The sequence below is a fragment of the Streptomyces achromogenes genome (assembly GCF_030816715.1).
Taxonomy (GTDB): Bacteria; Actinomycetota; Actinomycetes; order Streptomycetales; family Streptomycetaceae; genus Streptomyces; species Streptomyces achromogenes_A.
Map to the genome: position 1 here is coordinate 5,395,159 of NZ_JAUSYH010000001.1, position 18,629 is coordinate 5,413,787.

An 18,629-nucleotide genomic window follows, 5' to 3' on the forward strand; every position below is an offset into this window, starting at 1 on the left:
GCTCAGTACTTGCCGGCCGCCGCCGGCGCCCCGCCCCGGGGCCCGTACGGAGCGTGCTCCAGCCACGACCCGCACGAGGGCAGCACCGGCGCCAGGGCCGCCGCCGCCCGCTGCCGGAGCCGTACGGTCCGGCGCCGGGGGCGCAGATGCTCCAGCGCGAGCCCCGCGGCGGCGCTGTTGAACAGGCCCGCCGCCCGCCTCGTCCCGGCGAACTCCTCGACGGCCCGGTCCGTGCCGGCGGCGACGGCCCCGGCCGCCGCCACCGCGTCGGCGATCCCGCTGTTCATGCCGCGCGCCCCGAACGGCGGGAACAGGTGCGCCGCCTCGCCGACCAGCAGCACCCGCCGGTGCGGATCGGCGAACGACGCGGCGACCTTGCGCAGGAAGCGGTACGTCGACACCCACAGGATCCGCCGGTCGTGGCCGTCGGCCCCGCCGTACCCGTCGCCGACGACCGCCGGCAGCCAACGCCGTACGGCCTCCTCGGTGCCGAAGGCCTCCTCCGTGTCGTCGTCGCGGCACTGCAGGTCGACCTGGAAGCCCCCGGTGAAGGGCACCCGCATCACGCTGCGGCCGCCCACCCCCGGATGCTCGTAGTGGAAGACGCGCTCCAGCGGCAGTTCGGCGCCGGGCACGTCGGCCACGTCCACGACGACGTGGAAGCCCTCGCCGCGCACGCCCTCCATGGCGATGCCCAGCCCGCGCCGGACCGCCGAGCGGGCCCCGTCGGCGGCGACGACGTGCCCGGCGTGCCACTCCCGCCCGTCCTCGCCGCCCAGCACGGCCCCGTCCGGCGTGGTGCGTACGTCCGTGACGCGCGCCCCCCACACGAACTCGACCCCCGCCCGTGCGCAGGCGGCGCGCAGGAACCGCTCGGTGTCCACCTGGCGCAGGCTGGTGAAGGGCGGCAGCGCCGTCTGAGGTCCGGACCGGGGCGGGAACGTGCGGGCGTACACCTCCCGGCCCCGGTACAGGGTCCGCCGGGTGTGCCAGGTGCGCCCGTAGGCGGTGATCTCGGCGGCCAGCCCGGGCGCCACCCCGTCGAGCAGCGCGAGGGTCTCGCGGTGCACGAACAGGGCGCGGCTGCCCGGCCGTTCACGGTCCTCGGGGTCCGCCTCCAGCACCAGCGCCGGCAGCCCGTGCGCGCGCAGCGCGAGCGCCGCCGACAGACCGACCGGGCCCGCGCCCACCACGACGGCCGGGTTCACGCGGGCACGCTCCGCGGCGTCCCGGTCAGCAGGCGGGTGATCTCCACCCGCTTCACCTTCCAGGTCGCCGTCATCGGCAGCTCCTCGAACCGCCACTGCCGCGGCTCGGCCATCGCGGGCAGATCGGCCGTGGCCGCCCGCCAGCGCTCCGGATCGAGCGGCCGCTCGCCCCGCACGCACACCACCGGCACCGGCTCCCGGTCCGCGCCGGGCACGATGACCACCTCGCGCAGCTCCTCCAGACGCTCCATCAGCGCGTCCTCCACCTCCAGGCTGCTGTGCACGGCGTCGATCCGGTCGATCTCACGGTCGATCAGACGCAGCGCGCCCAGCCGGCTCAGGACGCCCATGTCGCCCATCTGCCACCATCCGTCGTCGAGCTGGCGCTCGTACTGCGCCCGCGCGCCGAGGTAGGTGAGGATGCGTCCCCGGGTGCGCGCCTCGATCCGGCCGGGCGTGCCGGGCGCGACGGGACGGCCGTCGGGGCCGGTGATCCGCAGCCGGGTGAAGCCGGGGATGCCCGTTCCGACCCGGCGGCCGTCCGCCCGCTGCGCGCTGCGCCGGGTGAACCACTGGACCGCGACCGGGCCCGTCTCGCTCTGCCCGTACAGCTGGACCAGCCAGGGGGCACGGCGTGTCGACGCGCCCAGCAGCCGGCGCACCGTGCGCGGGTGGATCGCGTCGAACGTGGAGCCGTACGACTTCACCTGGGACAGCGGGGCGCCGGGCGCGTCGGCCAGCTCCTCCCACAGTACGAACGTGTTGGGGTGGGTCTCGACGATGCCGGGCCGGTGGCGGACCAGCAGCGGCCGTACGGCGGCCGGGTCCGGGTCGGTGATCAGCACCAGCGGGCTGCCGAAGCGCAGCAGGACGCCGAGCAGGTGGTAGAAGCGCGAGTGCACGAACGACATGTGCAGCGCGGCCGTCTCGCCGCGGGTGGGCCAGCCCATCGCCTGCTGCGGGACCAGCCGGTTCCACATGGTGTTCGGGCAGTGCACGGCCAGCTTGGGGACGCCGGTGGTGCCGGAGCTGTGGGTGATCAGCGCGGGCTCGCGGGGGTGCAGCCGCACGGGCGCGGGAGGCCCGGCACAGGTGAACCCGGCCAGCGGCTCGGCGCCGGGCGCGGCGTCGACGGACAGCGTCCGCCGCACGCGGACCCCGACGCCCTTCAGCGGACCCTCCAGCTTGGCTCTGTCGGTGATCAGCCAGGGTTCCCGCAGCCGTTCCAGCAGCTGCCCGACGACCGGGCCCGCGAGGCCGGGGGAGAGCAGCACGGGCACCGCGCCGATGCGGGAGATCGCGCAGGTCAGCAGGACGATGTCGACGTTGTCCGTCTTGTGCAGGGCCACCTGCTCGGAGGGCCGTACCCCGGCCGCCCACAGCCGTCCCGACAGCTCCTCGACCACGTCGGCGAGGACCGTGTAGTCGAGGTCGACGCCGAGGCCGGGATGGGTGTCCAGCGGCCGGTCCAGGGTGACGAACACGGCGCCGTGCCGGTCGGCCGCCCGCCGGAACAGGGGGCCCAGATAGAACCCGCGGTCGGCGAGCAGGCGTGGCTGCGACATGTGACTGTTCCTTTCGGCCGTGCGGTGGGGACCCGTGGGGGTCACCACGCCCCCTGGCGGATCAGATGGCGGCGGAGCTTTCCGGTGGCGGTGCGCGGCAGGGACGTCACGAAGCTGACGCTCCTCGGCACCTTGAAGGCGGCGAGGTGCTCGCGCGCCAGGGCGAGGAGGTCGTCCTCGAGGCCGGCGGCGACCGGGCCGGCGGGGACCACGAAGGCGCGCAGCCGGCTGGAGCCGCGCCCGTCCGTGACGGCGGCGACCGCGACCTCGCGCACCGCCGGGCGGGTCCGCAGTACGGCCTCCACCTCCAGCGGGGAGACGGTGATCCCGCCGACCATCTCCATGTCGTCGGTGCGGCCCAGATGCCGGAAGGAGCCGTCCGGCTCGCGGCGGGCCCGGTCGTGGGTGGCGAGCCAGCCGCCGACCAGGGTGCGTGCTGTCTCCTCCGGCCGGTTCAGATAGCCGGACGTCAGCGTCGGCCCGCGCACCCACATCTCCCCTTCCGCGCCGTCCGGCACCGGCCGCCCGGCCCGGTCGCGCAGCTCCACCTCGAACCCCGGCACGGGACGCCCGACGGTGCCGGGACGGTCGTGGCCGAGGCTGTTGGCGCAGAAGGCGTGACCGGCCTCGGTGGAGCCGATCTGCTCCAGCACGGGCGCGCCGAGCAGCTCGGCGACCCGGACGCCGAGGCCGTCCGGCAGGCCCTCGCCGGCCGACACCGCGGCGCGCACCGAGGCGAAGCAGTCCCCGTGCCCGCTGCCCCGGTCGGCGACCAGCGCCGCGTACGCCGACGGCACCGAGTAGAGGAGGGTGACCCGGTGCCGGGCGACGAGCTCGTCGACGGCGGCGGGCGTGGGACGCCGGTCCACCAGCACGGCGGACGACCCGGAGAACAGCGGGAAGACGAAGGCGTTGCCGATGCCGTACGCGAAGTACAGCTTCGACACCGACAGGGTGACGTCCTCCTCGGTGATCCCGAGCAGCCGCCGGCCGATCAGGTCGTGGTACGCCTTCGGGTCGCCGTGCGCGTGCACGACGCCCTTGGGACGGCCCGTGGTGCCGGAGGTGTACTGCACGTACAGCGGCGCGTGCGCGTCGACCGGGTGGACGGCGGCCGGTTCGGCGGCGGGGGCCAGCGCGAGGAGCTCGTCGGCGCCGAGCCGCGCCCGTCCGGCGAAGCGGTCCTGCCGGTTCTCCCGGTCCTCGAGCCCCGGCCCGGTCAGGCAGAGCACGGCGTCGGTGTCCTTGGCCATGAACGCGTGCTCGGCGGCGGGCAGTTCGGGGTTGACCAGGACGGCGACGGCCCCGAGCCGGGCGACGCCGAGGAATGCCGCCACCCACGCCAGGCCGTCGGGCAGCGCGAGCAGCACCCGGTCGCCGGCCCGCACCCCGTGGTCCGCGAGCACCCCTGCCGCCCGTGCCCCGAGATCGTGCACCTCGCCGTGGGTGAAGCGCCGGTGCCCCTGGTGGAACGCGGCCCGCCCGGCCCAGCCCCGCCGCTCGGCGAGGTCGGCCAGTGCCGCGGCCAGGTTGCCGGGCGCGTCGCCGTCGCCGTTCCTCCTCGGCCGGGGCACGGCCGAGGCACGCGGAGCCGCCGCGGCGGGGGACGCCGGCGTGACCTGTGGAGCCGGCGTGGCCCGGGGTGCCGTCATGGGGCGGGGTGCCGTCGTGGGGCGTCGTGTCGTCATCGGGCGGCCTCCTCGGCGGTGGCGGGGCCCGGCTGCGAGGCCGCCGTCCCGTCCTCGGCGTCCTCCCGCAGGGCCCGCATCTGCGCGGCCGTCTTCAGCAGCATCTCGTCGTACTCGGCGACCGGATCGGAGTCGAGGACGATCGCGCCCCCCGCCCCCAGCTGCATCGAACCGTCGGCGAGGACCGCGGTGCGGATGACGATGTTCAGGTCCGCGCCGCCGCTGCAGCCCAGATAGCCGAGTGCGCCCGCGTACACGCCGCGCGCCTGGGTCTCCAGTTGGTCGATGATCTCCATGGTGCGCAGCTTCGGCGCGCCGGTCATCGAGCCGCCGGGGAAGCAGGCGCGCACGCAGTCCACCGCGTCGGTGTCCTCGCGCAGCCGTCCCTCCACGGTGGAGACGAGCTGGTGCACGGTGGCGTACGTCTCGGCGGCCATGAGCCGCGAGACCCGCACGGTGCCGGTCCGGCAGACCCGCCCCAGGTCGTTGCGGAGCAGGTCGACGATCATCAGGTTCTCGGCGCGCGTCTTGGCGTCGGCCGCCAGCGCGTCCCGCAGCCGGGCGTCCTCCAGCGGATCGGCGCCGCGCGGCGCGGTGCCCTTGATGGGCTTGGTCTCGGCGACCCCGTCCCGGGTGATCCGCAGGAACCGCTCCGGCGAGGAGCCGGCCACGTCGAGGTCGCCGAGGCGCAGGAAGGCCGCGTAGGGGGCGGGGTTGACGCGGCGCAGCGTCCGGTAGAAGGCGAGGGCGTCGGCCGGTGCGGGTAACCGGGCGGCGTCGGTCAGGCAGATCTCGTAGCTGACGCCCGCCGCGAGCATTTGCCGGCAGGCCGCGATGTCCGCGAGGTAGGTCTCGCGGTCCCGCACCAGCCACGGTTCGACGGCCCCGAGATCCGCCTGCGCCGACGGCCCCGGAGCCGCGGGCCGCGCCCCGTCGGGCGCCCGGTCGGACTCCGCGGGCAGCGAGGTGAGCCGGGCCAGTGTGCCCTCGAGCCAGTCGGCGGCCTCCAGGGCGGCCTGCGGGGTGTCCTCGGCCAGGCAGACGGCGTAGGTGAAGCCCTCCTGGTGGTCCACCGCGACGAGCCGGTCGGCGAACAGCCAGCAGGCGTCCGGGACGGCGGAGCGGTGCCGGTTCGGGGAGCCGCAGTCGGCCTTCGTCTCGTAGCCGAAGTAGCCGACGTAGCCGCCGGTGAAGTCGAAGGGCAGCCCGGTGGCGTCGACCCGGCGGCTCGCGAGCTGCCGCTTGAGGTAGTCGAAGACGCTCGCCCGGACCTTGCGGGTCGGCCGTCCGGCCCGCTCGATCTCACAGAGCCCGGCCTCGACGTCGTAGCGGACGAACTCGGCGAGCGGACCGCTGTCGTCGCCGAAGAACGAGAACCGGGACAGGCCGCGCTCGACCCGTGAGCTGTCCAGCCAGAACGCCCGGGGCGCGTCGGCGTGCAGCCGGGTGAAGGCGGCCTCCGCGTCGATCGCCACGGCGATGCGGCGGGTGTGCAGCCGGTAGGCGGGCCCGCTTCCCCGGCGCGGTCCGGGGACGGTCACCCTCTGCCGCGGCATCGCGGCGGCCGCCGGCGTGACCGCGGTGTTCTTCGTCCGCGTCTTGCGGGCCCGCTCGGCCGTGAGGTTGCGGAAGTTCACCAGCATCCGGTGGCCGTACTCGGTGAGCACCGACTCCGGGTGGAACTGCACGCCCCACAGCGGCCGTTCGCGGTGCCGCAGGCCCATCAGGACGCCGTCCTCCGCCCAGGCCGTGGCCTCCAGGGAGTCGGGCAGCGGCTCGCGCACGGCCAGCGAGTGGTAGCGGACGGCGGTGAAGTTCTGGGGCAGCCCCTGGAACAGGTCCCGCTCGTCGTGCCGGACGGCCGACAGATGACCGTGCCGGGGCTGCGGGGCGGCGGACACCCGGCCGCCCTCCCCGAGCGCGATGCCCTGGTGGCCGAGGCAGACGCCGAGCACCGGCAGCGGGGACTCGGCCAGCACACGGGCGCTGATGCCGAAGTCACGCGCCTTCGCCGGATGCCCGGGACCCGGCGACACCACCACGTTGTCGAACGCCGTGAGGTCGGGGACGGCGTCCGCGGGGGCGTCGTTGAGGATCACCACCGGCTCCTCGCCGTTGACCTCGGCGATCAGCTGGAACAGGTTGTACGTGTACGAGTCGTAATTGTCGATGAGCAGGGTTTTCACCCGCCCACCTCCCTAGGGTCGTTCTCTGGCCTACGCGGTGCGTTTGTGCCGACCGCGGAGTGCCTGGAGCGGTGGATACAGCCATTTCTTGAAGAAACGCTGGAGGCGGGGCATGAGAATCCAGGTGACGAGGGCCGTCACGCACAGACACAACAGCAGCGTGCGCACGAAAGGATTGAGTCCGCCGAGGTAGGGAAGCACGATGAGATTGAAGAGGAGCACCGGCGGGAAAACGGCGCTCATATTCACGAACCACAACTTCCATTTCGACGGCGGGCCCGGCGGCTTCGGCGTGGGCGCCTGGGCGTCGAACCACGCCTTCGACCCCCGCACGCTGCGGCGGTCGGTCTGCCGGGCGATGCCTTGTGCCCGGGTGTCCCACCGCACCCGGGCGGCCGAGTCCTCCCAGGCGCGCGCCGCGCCTTCGCTGACGAAGCGATAGACCACATGCCATTCCGCCCCTTCGTCGACGAGCACACCACCTCCCAGGAATCCGGGCTGCTGTGCGCTCGCGCCCAACATGCCCCACCCCCAGGAATGAAAGTCGGCCTCTCGGCCCGGCACCACGTGATAAGCGGCGGTGACGGTGACGGGATTACTGGTCACACCGTCGAGTACGCGTCAGAGAGCGCTTGCGTTCACAGGTCCTTCAAACTTTTACCGCTGCCGTCCCGCTGTCCGAAAGGAGGCTTTCGGCGGGTCTCGTCACCCTGCGGACGGAATCAAAAAGAAGAGAAACGGCCGCGCATGCCGGATGATCACCGGACGGGCAGCCGGGATCGCCGGACGACCTTCATTCCGAAGGCGGCGTCGTTTCCGGCGCCTCCCCGAACCGGGCGAGCGCCAGCGCGCCCGCGATGGCGACCACGAAGCCCAGCACCGCCAGCCACGCTAGCCCCTCCCGGGTGCGGTCGCCCAGCCACACCACGCCCACCACCGCCGGCCCGATCGTCTCCCCGATCACCATTCCCGCCGTGGCCGTCGTCACCGACCCCCGCTGCAGGGCCGTGGTCAGCAACAGGAACGCGGCCCCGCCGCCCAGCAGCAGCGCGTACAGGGCCGGGTCGGTCAGCAGTTCCCCGGGGGACAACGAGTCGATCAACCGCACCGCCACCTCCACCACCCCGAACCCGCACCCCGCGCCCAGGCCCAGCGCCAGCGCCCGCCCCCGCTCCGGCAGCCGCCCGCCGACCAGCCCCAGCCCCAGCATCGCGACCGCCGCGCCGAGCATCGCCCACGGCAGGGCGGCCGGCCCGCTCTCCTCGCCCTCCGCGCCGGAGGCCAGCCCCAGCATCGCCAGCCCCGCGCACACCACCGCCACCGCCGCCCACTCGATCCGGCTCAGCCGCACGTGCAGCAGCCGCGCGGCGACCACCGCCGTCACCGCGAGGCTCGACGCGAGGGCCGCCCCCACGGCGTAGATCGGCACCGACCGCAGCGCGACGATCTGGAACACGAACCCCAGCCCGTCCAGCCCCAGCCCCGCCAGGTACCGCCACTGCCGCACGGCCCGCAGCAGCAGCGCCGCGTCCCCGCCGCGACCGCCCCCGGCGCCCGCCCCGGCGGCAGCCGCCCGCGCCGCCATCGCCTGCAACACCGTCGCCGCACCGAAGCAGACCGCCGCGCCGAGCGCGCACACCATTCCCCAGAGCACGAAACGGACTGTAGGCGAGCCGGCCGCCGCCGAGTCGCCTCCGCGCGCTCTCGTCCCGGTGTCTAGGCTGTCGACCGGAGATCGCCGTACGGGCGATGCGACCAGGGGGAGACACGGACATGGCGCAAACACGTCGACGACTTCGTTCGGGCACGGTCGTGCTCGGAGGCGTGGGGCTGCTCGCCACCGCCCTCACCGCCTGCTCCTCCGACCCCGACAAGCGGTGCGTCGACCGCGACAGCTACACCCTCGCCAAGGGGTACGAGGTCGTCGCCGACAAGAACTGCAAGTCCTCCAAGAGCACGTCGAACGGCGTCTGGTACTACGGCGGCAAGAAGCAGGGCTCCTGGGTCGACGGCGGCTCCCTCAGCAAGCCGGGCAAGGGGTCCGGCGGTTCCGGCGGGTCGAGCAGCAGCGGCGGCAGCGGCGTCGACCGCGGCGGCTTCGGCGGAGACGGCGACGGCGGCAGCCACAAGGGCAGCTCCGGCGGCTGACCGACCGGACGACCCGGCGACCCGGCGATCCGACGACCCGAGCGGCTGAACAGGACACCGTCACCCATGCGACGTCACACCGTCGAACCCCGCCCCGGCTGGCAGCGGACCGTCGAGGAACAGGGCCTCGTCTACCCCCTCACCCGCCACCCCGACGGCAGCCTGCGCCCCTACTGGGACGAGAGCGCCTACTACGCCTTCACCCTCGACGAGGTCGAGACGCTGGAGGAGACCGTCGAGGAACTGCACGCCCTGTGCCTGGCGGCGGCCGAGCACCTGGTGGACGCCGGCCGCCTCGCCGACCTCGGCGTCACCGACCCGCGGATCGCCGCGGCGGTCGCCGAGGCCTGGCGGCGGCGCGCCGAACTCCCCTCCGTCTACGGCCGGTTCGACCTCCGCTACGACGGGACGGGACCGGCGAAGCTCCTGGAGTACAACGCCGACACCCCCACCTCCCTCGTCGAGGCCGCCTCCCCCCAGTGGTTCTGGATGGAGGACCGCTTCCCCGCCGCCGACCAGTGGAACTCCCTGCACGAACGCCTCGTCGCCGCCTGGAAGAAGCAGGCCGCGCTGCTCCCGCCCGGCAACCCCCTCTACTTCGCGCACTCCTCGGCCGACGAGCTCGGCGAGGACCTGATGACGGTCGCCTACCTCAAGGAGACCGCCGAGCAGGCCGGCCTGGACACCGACTGGATCTCCATGGAGGAGATCGGCTTCGACCCGCTGTCCGGCCGTTTCGTCGACGGACAACTCCGCTTCATCCGCAGCTGCTTCAAGCTCTACCCCTGGGAATGGCTCACCACCGACCGCTTCGCCGGCCACGTCCTCGACACCCTCGACAACGGCGGCGGCACCGGCAGCACCCTGTGGATCGAGCCCGCCTGGAAGATGCTCCTCAGCAACAAGGCGCTGCTCGCCGTCCTGTGGGAACTGAACCCCGGCCACCCGCACCTGCTGCCCGCCTACCTCGACGGCCCGCGCGACCTCGCGGCGACCACCGGCTACGTCGCCAAGCCGCTGCTGGGCCGTGAAGGGGCCGGCGTCACGATCCACGAGAAGGGTGCCGATGAAGGGGCCGGCGTCACGATCCACGAGAAGGGTGCCGATCCCGTCGTCCGCGACGACGAGCCCTGCTGCTACCAGGCGCTCGCCCCGCTCCCCGCCTTCGACGGCAACCACGTCGTCCTCGGCGCGTGGGTCGTGGACGGCGAGCCGGCCGGCCTCGGCATCCGCGAGTCGGCCGGCCTGATCACGGACGAGTACGCCCGCTTCGTCCCGCACGTGATCCTCTGACCCGTACCCGGTAGGCTGCTGAACGGGTCGTGACTGGCGCGCTGGGATGGGACGGACCATCGGGGAGCGGCCCGTGAGCAGTGACAGTGCCGTGCGCCTGGGCCGAACCGAACTCGCCGTACGCCACGTCCGGAGGTCCCGATGCCCGAGAATTCCGCACCCCTGTCCACCGAGTCCGCCGCCTTCCGCGCCGCCCTCGACGTCGTCCGAGCCGTCGAGCCGCGCGTCGCCGACGCCATCGGCCAGGAGCTCGCCGACCAGCGCGAGATGCTCAAGCTGATCGCCTCGGAGAACTACGCCTCGCCGGCCACCCTCCTCGCGATGGGCAACTGGTTCAGCGACAAGTACGCCGAGGGCACCGCCGGCCGCCGCTTCTACGCCGGCTGCCGCAACGTGGACACCGTCGAGTCGCTCGCCGCCGAGCACGCCCGCGAGCTCTTCGGGGCCCGCCACGCCTACGTCCAGCCGCACTCCGGCATCGACGCCAACCTCGTCGCCTTCTGGGCCGTCCTCGCCGACCGCGTCGAGGCCCCCTTCCTGGAGAAGACCGGCGCACGCCAGGTCAACGACCTCTCCGAGGCCGACTGGGCCGAGCTGCGCCAGGCCTTCGGCAACCAGCGCATGCTCGGCATGTCCCTGGACGCCGGCGGCCACCTCACGCACGGCTTCCGCCCGAACATCTCCGGCAAGATGTTCGACCAGCGCTCCTACGGCACGGACCCCGCGACCGGCCTCATCGACTACGACGCGCTGCGCACGACGGCCCGCGAGTTCAAGCCGATGATCATCGTCGCGGGCTACTCGGCGTATCCCCGTCTGGTGAACTTCCGGATCATGCGGGAGATCGCCGACGAGGTCGGCGCGACCCTCATGGTCGACATGGCGCACTTCGCGGGCCTGGTCGCCGGCAAGGTCCTGACCGGCGACTTCGACCCGGTCCCGCACGCCCAGATCGTCACCACGACCACCCACAAGTCGCTGCGCGGCCCGCGCGGCGGCATGGTCCTGTGCGACGACTCCCTCAAGGACCAGGTCGACCGCGGCTGCCCGATGGTCCTCGGCGGCCCGCTCCCGCACGTCATGGCCGCCAAGGCCGTCGCCCTCGCCGAGGCCCGGCAGCCCGCCTTCCAGGACTACGCCCAGCGCATCGTCGACAACGCGCGCGCCCTCGCCGAGGGCCTGACGCGGCGCGGCGCGACCCTGGTCACCGGCGGCACGGACAACCACCTGAACCTGATCGACGTCGCCTCCTCCTACGGCCTCACCGGCCGGCAGGCCGAGGCCGCGCTGCTCGACTCGGGCATCGTCACCAACCGCAACGCGATCCCGGCCGACCCGAACGGCGCCTGGTACACGTCCGGCATCCGCATCGGCACCCCCGCGCTGACCACCCGCGGCCTCGGCACGGCGGAGATGGACGAGGTGGCGGCCCTGATCGACCGGGTCCTCACGGCCGCCGAGCCCGGCACCACGAAGTCGGGCGCGCCGTCGAAGGCCTCCCACGTCCTGGACGGGAAGATCGCGGACGAGATCTCCCGCCGGGCGACCGACCTGGTGGCGGGCTTCCCGCTGTACCCGGAGATCGACCTCGGCTGACCCGTCGGCGTCCCGGGCGGCCCGCGCGGCCGCCCGGGACCCGTTCCGGGTGGTCTCCGCGCTCTGAGACAATAGGGGGCATGGCCTCTGACCGACCCCGCGTGCTCTCCGGAATCCAGCCCACCGCAGGCTCGTTCCACCTCGGCAACTACCTCGGCGCCGTCCGCCAGTGGGTGGCCCTGCAGGAGTCCCACGACGCCTTCTACATGGTCGTCGACCTGCACGCGATCACGGTCCCGCAGGACCCGAAGGAACTCGGCGCGAACACGCGGCTGGCCGCCGCCCAGCTCCTCGCGGCCGGCCTCGACCCCGAGCGCTGCACGCTGTTCGTCCAGAGCCACGTCCCCGAGCACGCGCAGCTCGCCTGGGTCATGAACTGCCTCACCGGCTTCGGCGAGGCCAGCCGGATGACGCAGTTCAAGGACAAGTCCGCCCGGCAGGGCGCCGACCGCGCGAGCGTCGGCCTCTTCACGTACCCGATCCTCCAGGTCGCCGACATCCTGCTCTACCAGGCCCACGAGGTCCCGGTGGGCGAGGACCAGCGCCAGCACATCGAGCTCACCCGCGACCTCGCCGAGCGCTTCAACGGCCGCTACGGCGAGACGTTCACGATCCCGAAGCCGTACATCCTGCGCGAGACCGCGAAGATCTACGACCTCCAGGACCCGTCGATCAAGATGAGCAAGTCGGCGTCCACGCCGAAGGGCCTCATCAACCTGCTCGACGAGCCGAAGGCCACCGCGAAGAAGGTCCGCAGCGCGGTCACCGACACCGACACGGTGATCCGCTACGACACCGAGAACAAGCCGGGCGTCAGCAACCTGCTCACCATCCTCTCGACGCTGACCGGCCGCAGCGTCCCCGAGCTGGAGATCGCTTACGAGGGCAAGCTCTACGGCGCGCTCAAGACGGACCTCGCCGACGTCGTCGTCGACTTCGTGACGCCGTTCCGGGACCGCACCCAGCAGTACCTGGACGACCCCGAGACGCTCGACTCGATCCTCGCCAAGGGCGCCGAGAAGGCGCGCGCCGTCGCCGCCGAGACGCTGTCCCGGACGTACGAGCGGATGGGCTTCCTGCCCGCGAAGCACTGAAGGCGCTCCGGAGCACCCGGGGCGCACCGCACACGTGTTCCCCGGGGCGGAGCGCTGCACATCACTCCGTCTGCGCCTGCCCAGAGCACGGCCGGGGTCGTACAGTCGATAGCCGTACGACTGAGTACGAACCCGGCACCACACCCCGCCATCACGACATGACGACAGGAGAAGACGTGGGGACCGTAACGATCGGCGTGTCGATCGCGGTCCCGGAGCCTCACGGCAGCCTGCTCCAGGAGCGGCGCACAGGCTTCGGCGACGCCGCGGCTCACGGCATCCCCACCCACGTCACGCTCCTGCCGCCGACCGAGATCGACGCCGGCGCGCTGCCGGCCGTCGAGGCGCACCTCACCGAGGTCGCGGCGGCCGGCCGGCCCTTCCCGATGCGGCTGTCCGGCACCGGGACCTTCCGGCCGCTGTCGCCGGTGGTCTACCTGAGGGTCGTCCAGGGCGCGGAGAGCTGCGCCCGGCTCCAGCAGCGCATCCGGGACGCCTCCGGGCCCCTCGTGCGCGAGCTGCAGTTCCCCTACCACCCGCACGTCACCGTCGCGCACGGCATCGACGAGGCGGCGATGGACCGGGCCTTCGAGGAGCTCGCCGACTACGAGGCCGAGTGGCCCTGCACCGGCTTCGCCCTCGCCGAACAGGGTGCCGACGGCGTCTGGCGCAAGCTCCGCGAGTACCCCTTCGGCGGCACGGTGGTGCCACCGCAGGCCGCCCACGTCGACCGGGGATCCCTGCCGGCGCGCTGAGCCCCGGCCGACGGGTTCACAGCGGCAGGCGCCGGAACAGTCCCCGCGGCAGGTGCCGCAGGACGGACGTCACCGCGCGCAGCGACCCGGGCGCCCAGACCGTCTCCGAGCGGCGCCGCAGCCCTAGTTCGACGGCCACGGCGACCGCCTCCGGCGTGGTCGACAGCGCCGCCGCCCGCCTGGCCGTCCCCTTCGTCCGCACGGCCCCGGGGCGTACGACCATGACGTGGACGCCGGTGCCGTGCAGGGCGTCGCCGAGGCCCTGGGCGAAGGCGTCGAGGCCTGCCTTGCCGGAGCCGTAGATGAAGTCCGAGCGGCGGGCCCGCTCGGCGGCGACCGAGGAGAACACGACCAGCGAGCCGTGTCCCTGCGCCTGCAGGGCCAGCGCGGAGATGAGGCCGGCCGACACCGCCCCCGTGTAGTTGGTCTGCGCGACCCGCACCGCGGCCGCCGGCTCGCGCTCGTCGTTCGCCTGGTCGCCGGGGACGCCGAAGGCGAGCAGCACCAGATCGACGTCGCCCTCGGCGAAGACCTTCCCGAGGGCCGCCTGGTGGGACTCCGGGTCCAGCGCGTCGAACGGCACGGTGTGGACGTCCGGCCCCAGCAGCCGCAGCTTCGCGGCGGCCGACTCCAGGGCCGGCGACGGCCGCCCGGCCAGCCACACCGTCCGGGTGCGGCGGGCGATCAGCCGGCGCGCGGTGGCCAGGGCGGTCTCGGACGTGCCGCCGAGGACGAGCAGGGACTGGGGGAGGCCGGAGGCGTCCTTCATGCGGGCTCCTGAGGAACGGTGTCGGCGACGGTCTCGGCGGACATGTCGGCGACGGTATCGCCCCTGCTCGGGCGACTGGTCGTGAAACGTGACGATCATCCCCGGAATGGGCGATTAATGGGATGTGGCTCGATATTGCCGGAGTTCCGGTGGCGTCGGCGTACTCGTACCCCCCTCCTCGGCGTCATCCTCCGGGAGGAGGGCAGAGTGGGCTCATGGACTGGCTCAGAAAGCTGCCCGGGATCGGGCCGGCGGTCGCGCGCCTCATGGCCACGCACGCGTGGCGGTCGTACGAGCGCCTGGACCGCGTGAAGTGGACGCGGCTCGCCGCCGCGATGACGTTCGTCAGCTTCGTCGCCCTCTTCCCGCTGCTCACCGTGGCCGCGGCCGTCGCCGCCGCCACGCTGAGCGAGTCCCGGCAGCAGGAGCTCCAGGACAAGATCGCCGACCAGGTGCCCGGCATCTCCGAGCAGATCGACATCCACGGCCTGGTCGAGAACGCCGGCACGGTCGGATCCATCGCCGGCGCCGTCCTGCTGCTCACCGGCATCGGCTGGGTCGGGCAGATGCGGGACTGCCTGCGCGCGGTGTGGGAGCGGCCCGACAAGGACGAGAACCCGGTCCTCGCCAAGGCGAAGGACGCGGGAGTCCTCGTCGGCCTCGGCGGCGCGCTCCTGCTCACCCTCGCCATCTCCACCGTCGCCTCGGCACTGGTCGGCTGGATCACGGACGAACTCGGCATCGACCAGGGGGGCTGGGGCAGCGTCCTGCTGCGGTCCGCCGCGTTCGCCGTCGCCGTCCTCGCCGACTTCCTGCTGCTGCTCTACGTCCTCACCCTGCTGCCGGGCGTCGAACCGGGCCGCCGCCGGCTCGTCGTCGCCGCGTTCATCGGCGCCGTCGGCTTCGAACTGCTGAAGCTGCTGCTCAGCGGTTACATGCAGGGCGTGGCCGCGAAGAGCATGTACGGCGCGTTCGGCGTGCCCGTCGCCCTGCTGCTGTGGATCAACTTCACCGCGAAGCTGGTCCTGTACTGCGCGGCGTGGACGGCGACCGGCAGCGCACCCGACGACCCCCGGGACATCGACGTCAGCGACGACGTCGTACCAGGTCCGGCAGCGGCCAGCGGCGGTTGACCAGCCATGCGCCGCCCGCGAGCAGCACCAGCAGACCGCCGGTGATCGCCAGCGCGATCCACATGCCGCCGGAGCCGTCGTCGGCCACCGCGCCCGCCACCGGCTTCCCCGACGCGTTCCCCGCCGCGCCGCCCGCCTGCCCGGCCCCCGCGGACGAGGACGGGTTCGCGCCGGGCTGGGCGCTCGGCTGCGCCGCGTCGCGCGGTGCGACCAGCTCGCCCACCGGCGTCACCTTGCCGGCCGCCTGGAAGCCCCAGTCGAACAGTGCGGCGGTCTCCTTGTAGACCTCGTTGTGGTCGGACTTCTCCGGGTTCATGACCGTGACGAGCAACACCTTGCCGTTCCGCTCGGCGACGCCGGTGAAGGTGGCGCCCGCGTTGGTGGTGTTGCCGTTCTTCACGCCCGCGATGCCCGGGTACTGGGAGATGTCGTAGTCGCCGCTGAGCAGCCGGTTGGTGTTCTGGATCTCGAAGGTCCCGCGGCTGGGCTTGCCCTTCTTGTTCTTCGTCGTCGCACCGGGGAACTTGGCCGAGACCGTCGAGCAGTACTCCCGGAAGTCCTTCTTCTGCAGGCCCGAACGGGCGAACAGGGTCAGGTCGTACGCCGAGGAGACCTGGCCGGGCGCGTCGTAGCCGTCGGGGGAGACGACATCGGTGTCGAGGGCCTGCAGTTCGTCGGCGTGCGCGTTCATCTGGGCGACCGTGGCGGCGACGCCGCCGTTCATCGCGGACAGGACGTGCACGGCGTCGTTGCCCGACCGCAGGAAGACGCCGAGCCACAGGTCGTGGACCGTGTACGTCTCGCCCTCCTTTATGCCGACGAGGCTGGAGCCGGCGCCGATGCCGGCCAGGTCCTTCGGGTCGACCTTGTGCGCGGTGGTCCGGGGAAAACGCGGCAGCACGGTGTCGGCGAACAGCATCTTCAACGTGCTCGCCGGGGGCAGCCGCCAGTGCGCGTTGTGCGCGGCCAGCACATCGCCCGACTCGGCGTCCGCGACGATCCACGACCGCGCCGTGAGGTCCTTCGGCAGCACCGGCGCGCCGCCCGCGATCGTCACCTGCGTGCCGGCCTGCCCGAGCCGGGTCCCGCCCACGGTCGACATCTTCGCGGGGGGAGTGACCGAGGGACTGGCCGACGCCGAGGCCCCCTTCGAGGCCCCGGCGGACGGCGAGGCCGACGCCGACGCGGACGGCGACGCCGAGGGCGGACGGGGCGCCGCCGGGGGCGGGATCGGCACGGCGAGCGAGACGGGCGCGGTCAGCGCGAGGGCCGCGAGGGTCGCGGAGGTGACCAGCAGGGAACGCCTGACGGTCGGCTTCATGGGTGCGGGCACGACGCAGAACGTACCCGGCCCGCGACGCGAAGTCGCGCTCCCCTCCCCACCCCGGTCACGGAACAGGACACCGGGCGGCGATACTGAACGCATGACGCTCAGCCGCCGCCTCTCCTGGTTCCTGCTCGCCTTCGGGGTGTGGAGCTGGATCATCTGGGTCACTTTCGTCAAGAACCTGGTCAAGGACAGCAGCGGGCTCGCGTTCGAGGACGGCGACCCCACCGCGTACTTCTGGGTGCATCTCACGCTGGCCGTCGTGTCCTTCGTATTGGGGACGGTCGTCGGGGCCATCGGGTTGCGTGGTCTGCGCGCACTCGGCCGGACGTCATAGCCATGGTGATCGTCTTCGCGCTCGTCGCACTGACCGTGCTGGTCACGGGCAACTGGTACCTGTGGCGCCGGCTGTTCCGCGACACCACACGCGGCCCCGGGTGGGCCCGCCGCGGCGGCGCCGCGCTCATCGCCGGCGGCTGGGTCCTCGCCGTCGGCGCCCTGGTCGCCGAGCGGGCCGGCGCTCCCTTCTGGCTCCAGCGGGTCCTCGCCTGGCCCGGCTTCCTGTGGCTGGCCCTGTCGGTCTACCTGCTGCTGGGCGTCGTCGCGGGCGAGGCGGTACGGCCGCTGCTGCGCCGCTTCCTGGAGAAGCGGGCGCGTGCCGCAGCCCCGGCCGGGACGTCCGTCGCCCCTCCGCGGCCGGACCCGGTCCCGGTGGGCGCGCCCGCCCCCGGGCAGTCCGGCTCGGGGACGAAACCGGCACCGGGCACGCCGGGGCCGGGCGAGCCGGGTCAGCGGAAGCCGGGTCCGGGGGATCGGGTTCCGGGGGAGCCCGGTTCGGCGAAGTCCGAGCCGGGCCGGTCGGGGCCGGAGCAGTCCGGCCCGCGGCAGCCGGCGTCGAAGCAGCCGGCGTCCGAGCGGTCGGCGTCAGCGGAGCCGGCGCCGGGGTCGGAGTCGCAGCCGGGGGCGGGCAGGCCGGGCTCCGGGGCGTGCTCGCCGTCCCGTCGGCTGTTCGTCTCCCGGGTGGTGGCCGGCGCGGCGGCCGCGGCCGCCGCGGGGACCGTCGGCTACGGCACCTACGGCGTGCTGCGCGGACCCCGCGTCAAGCGGGTGACCGTTCCGCTCGCCAAGCTTCCGCGGGCCGCCCACGGTTACCGGATCGCCGTGGTCAGCGACATCCACCTGGGGCCGGTACTGGGCCGCGGCTTCGCCCAGAAGGTCGTGGACACGATCAACGCGACGCAGCCCGACCTGATCGCGGTCGTCGGTGACCTCGTCGACGGCAGCGTCAAGGACCTCGGGCCGGCCGCCGCCCCGCTCTCGCAGCTGAGGGCCCGTCACGGCAGCTACTTCGTCACCGGCAACCACGAGTACTTCTCCGGCGCCGAGAGCTGGGTGGCGGAGGTCCGCCGGCTCGGCCTCACCCCGCTGGAGAACGCGCGCACCGAGCTCGCCTGGTTCGACCTCGCCGGCGTCAACGACATCGCCGGCGAGAGCGAGGGGCAGGGCCCCGACTTCACCCGGGCGCTCGGCGACCGCGACACCGCGCGCGCCTGCGTGCTCCTCGCCCACCAGCCGGTCCAGATCCACGACGCCATGCGCCACGGCGTCGACCTCCAGCTCTCCGGACACACCCACGGCGGTCAGCTGTGGCCCGGCAACTTCGTCGCCGCCGCCGCGAACCCCACCGTGGCGGGACTGGAACGCCACGGCGACACCCAGCTGTACGTGTCCCGGGGCGCCGGCGCCTGGGGCCCGCCCACGCGTGTCGGCGCACCGTCCGACATCACCGTCGTCGAACTGGCCTCCCGGCACGCCTGACAAGGGCCCGACGGGATCGGAGCCGCCGTGCGCCCCGGCCCGCGCGGTG

The 18,629-nt window shown here is 73.5% G+C and carries 16 protein-coding genes and 1 riboswitch; of the genes, 8 read left to right on the forward strand and 8 right to left on the reverse strand.

The features are described from left to right. Positions 1 to 2 precede the first annotated feature (2 nt). From QF032_RS24370 to QF032_RS24395, 6 genes are all read right to left on the reverse strand, one after another. Positions 3 to 1,208: an FAD-dependent monooxygenase gene (locus QF032_RS24370; protein WP_307057484.1), complete on the reverse strand. Its 1,206-nt coding sequence runs from the start codon at positions 1,206 to 1,208 to the stop codon at positions 3 to 5. Beyond that, the gene (locus QF032_RS24375) at positions 1,205 to 2,773 is read right to left on the reverse strand and encodes a class I adenylate-forming enzyme family protein (protein WP_307045379.1); all 1,569 of its coding nucleotides are present in this window, start codon (positions 2,771 to 2,773) and stop codon (positions 1,205 to 1,207) included. Before QF032_RS24375 ends, QF032_RS24370 begins: the two co-directional genes overlap by 4 nt. 41 nt (positions 2,774 to 2,814) lie before the next feature. Beyond that, positions 2,815 to 4,461, reverse strand: a complete 1,647-nt coding sequence (locus QF032_RS24380; protein WP_307057485.1) for a benzoate-CoA ligase family protein — start codon at positions 4,459 to 4,461, stop codon at positions 2,815 to 2,817. Further along, complete coding sequence (gene pabB, locus QF032_RS24385; RefSeq protein WP_307057487.1) at positions 4,458 to 6,647, reverse strand: aminodeoxychorismate synthase component I; 2,190 nt, start codon at positions 6,645 to 6,647, stop codon at positions 4,458 to 4,460. Before pabB ends, QF032_RS24380 begins: the two co-directional genes overlap by 4 nt. A 30-nt stretch (positions 6,648 to 6,677) precedes the next feature. Beyond that, positions 6,678 to 7,253 carry an antibiotic biosynthesis monooxygenase gene (locus QF032_RS24390; protein ID WP_307057489.1) on the reverse strand — a complete coding sequence of 192 codons (576 nt, stop codon included), beginning with the start codon at positions 7,251 to 7,253 and terminating at the stop codon, positions 6,678 to 6,680. A gap of 187 nt (positions 7,254 to 7,440) precedes the next feature. Then, positions 7,441 to 8,289: a hypothetical protein gene (locus QF032_RS24395; protein ID WP_307060358.1), complete on the reverse strand. Its 849-nt coding sequence runs from the start codon at positions 8,287 to 8,289 to the stop codon at positions 7,441 to 7,443. A gap of 131 nt (positions 8,290 to 8,420) precedes the next feature. Here QF032_RS24395 and QF032_RS24400 point away from each other — a divergent pair, with 131 nt between their 5' ends. The 5 genes from QF032_RS24400 (at position 8,421) to QF032_RS24420 (ending at position 13,533) form a co-directional block, all read left to right on the forward strand. Beyond that, entirely contained in the window at positions 8,421 to 8,795 is a 375-nt protein-coding gene (locus tag QF032_RS24400) for a hypothetical protein (protein WP_306949665.1), read from the forward strand. A 66-nt stretch (positions 8,796 to 8,861) separates the two neighbouring features. Continuing rightward, on the forward strand, positions 8,862 to 10,088 hold the full coding sequence (locus tag QF032_RS24405) for a glutathionylspermidine synthase family protein (protein ID WP_307057490.1): 1,227 nt from the start codon (positions 8,862 to 8,864) through the stop codon (positions 10,086 to 10,088). A gap of 19 nt (positions 10,089 to 10,107) precedes the next feature. Beyond that, positions 10,108 to 10,198, forward strand: a riboswitch (ZMP/ZTP riboswitch). Between the two features lie 31 nt (positions 10,199 to 10,229). Next, the gene (locus QF032_RS24410; RefSeq protein ID WP_307057492.1) at positions 10,230 to 11,684 is read left to right on the forward strand and encodes a glycine hydroxymethyltransferase; all 1,455 of its coding nucleotides are present in this window, start codon (positions 10,230 to 10,232) and stop codon (positions 11,682 to 11,684) included. Positions 11,685 to 11,764: 80 nt separating this feature from the next. Next, a complete protein-coding gene (gene trpS / locus QF032_RS24415; protein ID WP_306949662.1) occupies positions 11,765 to 12,778 on the forward strand; it encodes a tryptophan--tRNA ligase in 1,014 nt (337 codons plus the stop codon). Between the two features lie 176 nt (positions 12,779 to 12,954). Further along, positions 12,955 to 13,533, forward strand: coding sequence for a 2'-5' RNA ligase family protein (locus QF032_RS24420; RefSeq protein WP_306949661.1), 579 nt, complete (start codon positions 12,955 to 12,957; stop codon positions 13,531 to 13,533). Positions 13,534 to 13,549: 16 nt separating this feature from the next. On the opposite strand, the gene QF032_RS24425 is transcribed toward QF032_RS24420, so the two are convergent. Beyond that, on the reverse strand, positions 13,550 to 14,302 hold the full coding sequence (locus QF032_RS24425) for an SDR family NAD(P)-dependent oxidoreductase (RefSeq protein ID WP_306949660.1): 753 nt from the start codon (positions 14,300 to 14,302) through the stop codon (positions 13,550 to 13,552). Between the two features lie 215 nt (positions 14,303 to 14,517). Between QF032_RS24425 and QF032_RS24430 the strand changes: the two genes are divergently transcribed. Further along, positions 14,518 to 15,435, forward strand: coding sequence for a YihY/virulence factor BrkB family protein (locus QF032_RS24430; RefSeq protein ID WP_306949659.1), 918 nt, complete (start codon positions 14,518 to 14,520; stop codon positions 15,433 to 15,435). Here QF032_RS24430 and QF032_RS24435 read toward each other — a convergent pair. Beyond that, a complete protein-coding gene (locus QF032_RS24435; protein ID WP_307045386.1) occupies positions 15,389 to 16,768 on the reverse strand; it encodes a D-alanyl-D-alanine carboxypeptidase family protein in 1,380 nt (459 codons plus the stop codon). The genes QF032_RS24430 and QF032_RS24435 overlap by 47 nt on opposite strands. Before the next feature lie 91 nt (positions 16,769 to 16,859). On the opposite strand from QF032_RS24435, the gene QF032_RS24440 reads away from it, so the two are divergent. Both QF032_RS24440 and QF032_RS24445 read left to right on the forward strand, forming a co-directional pair. Continuing rightward, the gene (locus tag QF032_RS24440; protein ID WP_057584767.1) at positions 16,860 to 17,099 is read left to right on the forward strand and encodes an SCO4848 family membrane protein; all 240 of its coding nucleotides are present in this window, start codon (positions 16,860 to 16,862) and stop codon (positions 17,097 to 17,099) included. 2 nt (positions 17,100 to 17,101) lie between these two features. Continuing rightward, positions 17,102 to 18,580 (forward strand): metallophosphoesterase, encoded by a 1,479-nt coding sequence (locus QF032_RS24445; RefSeq protein ID WP_307057493.1) that lies wholly within the window; start codon positions 17,102 to 17,104, stop codon positions 18,578 to 18,580. Positions 18,581 to 18,629 lie beyond the last annotated feature (49 nt).

Excerpts from the sequence above, each read along its gene's own strand:
- QF032_RS24375 (WP_307045379.1), bottom strand. The coding sequence starts at position 2,773 with ATGTCGCAGCCACGCCTGCTCGCCGACCGCGGGTTCTATCTGGGCCCC.
- QF032_RS24380 (WP_307057485.1), bottom strand. The coding sequence starts at position 4,461 with ATGACGACACGACGCCCCACGACGGCACCCCGCCCCATGACGGCACCC.
- QF032_RS24395 (WP_307060358.1), bottom strand. The coding sequence starts at position 8,289 with ATGGTGTGCGCGCTCGGCGCGGCGGTCTGCTTCGGTGCGGCGACGGTG.
- QF032_RS24400 (WP_306949665.1), top strand. The coding sequence starts at position 8,421 with ATGGCGCAAACACGTCGACGACTTCGTTCGGGCACGGTCGTGCTCGGA.
- QF032_RS24405 (WP_307057490.1), top strand. The coding sequence starts at position 8,862 with ATGCGACGTCACACCGTCGAACCCCGCCCCGGCTGGCAGCGGACCGTC.
- QF032_RS24410 (WP_307057492.1), top strand. The coding sequence starts at position 10,230 with ATGCCCGAGAATTCCGCACCCCTGTCCACCGAGTCCGCCGCCTTCCGC.
- trpS (WP_306949662.1), top strand. The coding sequence starts at position 11,765 with ATGGCCTCTGACCGACCCCGCGTGCTCTCCGGAATCCAGCCCACCGCA.
- QF032_RS24425 (WP_306949660.1), bottom strand. The coding sequence starts at position 14,302 with ATGAAGGACGCCTCCGGCCTCCCCCAGTCCCTGCTCGTCCTCGGCGGC.
- QF032_RS24430 (WP_306949659.1), top strand. The coding sequence starts at position 14,518 with ATGGACTGGCTCAGAAAGCTGCCCGGGATCGGGCCGGCGGTCGCGCGC.
- QF032_RS24440 (WP_057584767.1), top strand. The coding sequence starts at position 16,860 with ATGACGCTCAGCCGCCGCCTCTCCTGGTTCCTGCTCGCCTTCGGGGTG.
- QF032_RS24445 (WP_307057493.1), top strand. The coding sequence starts at position 17,102 with ATGGTGATCGTCTTCGCGCTCGTCGCACTGACCGTGCTGGTCACGGGC.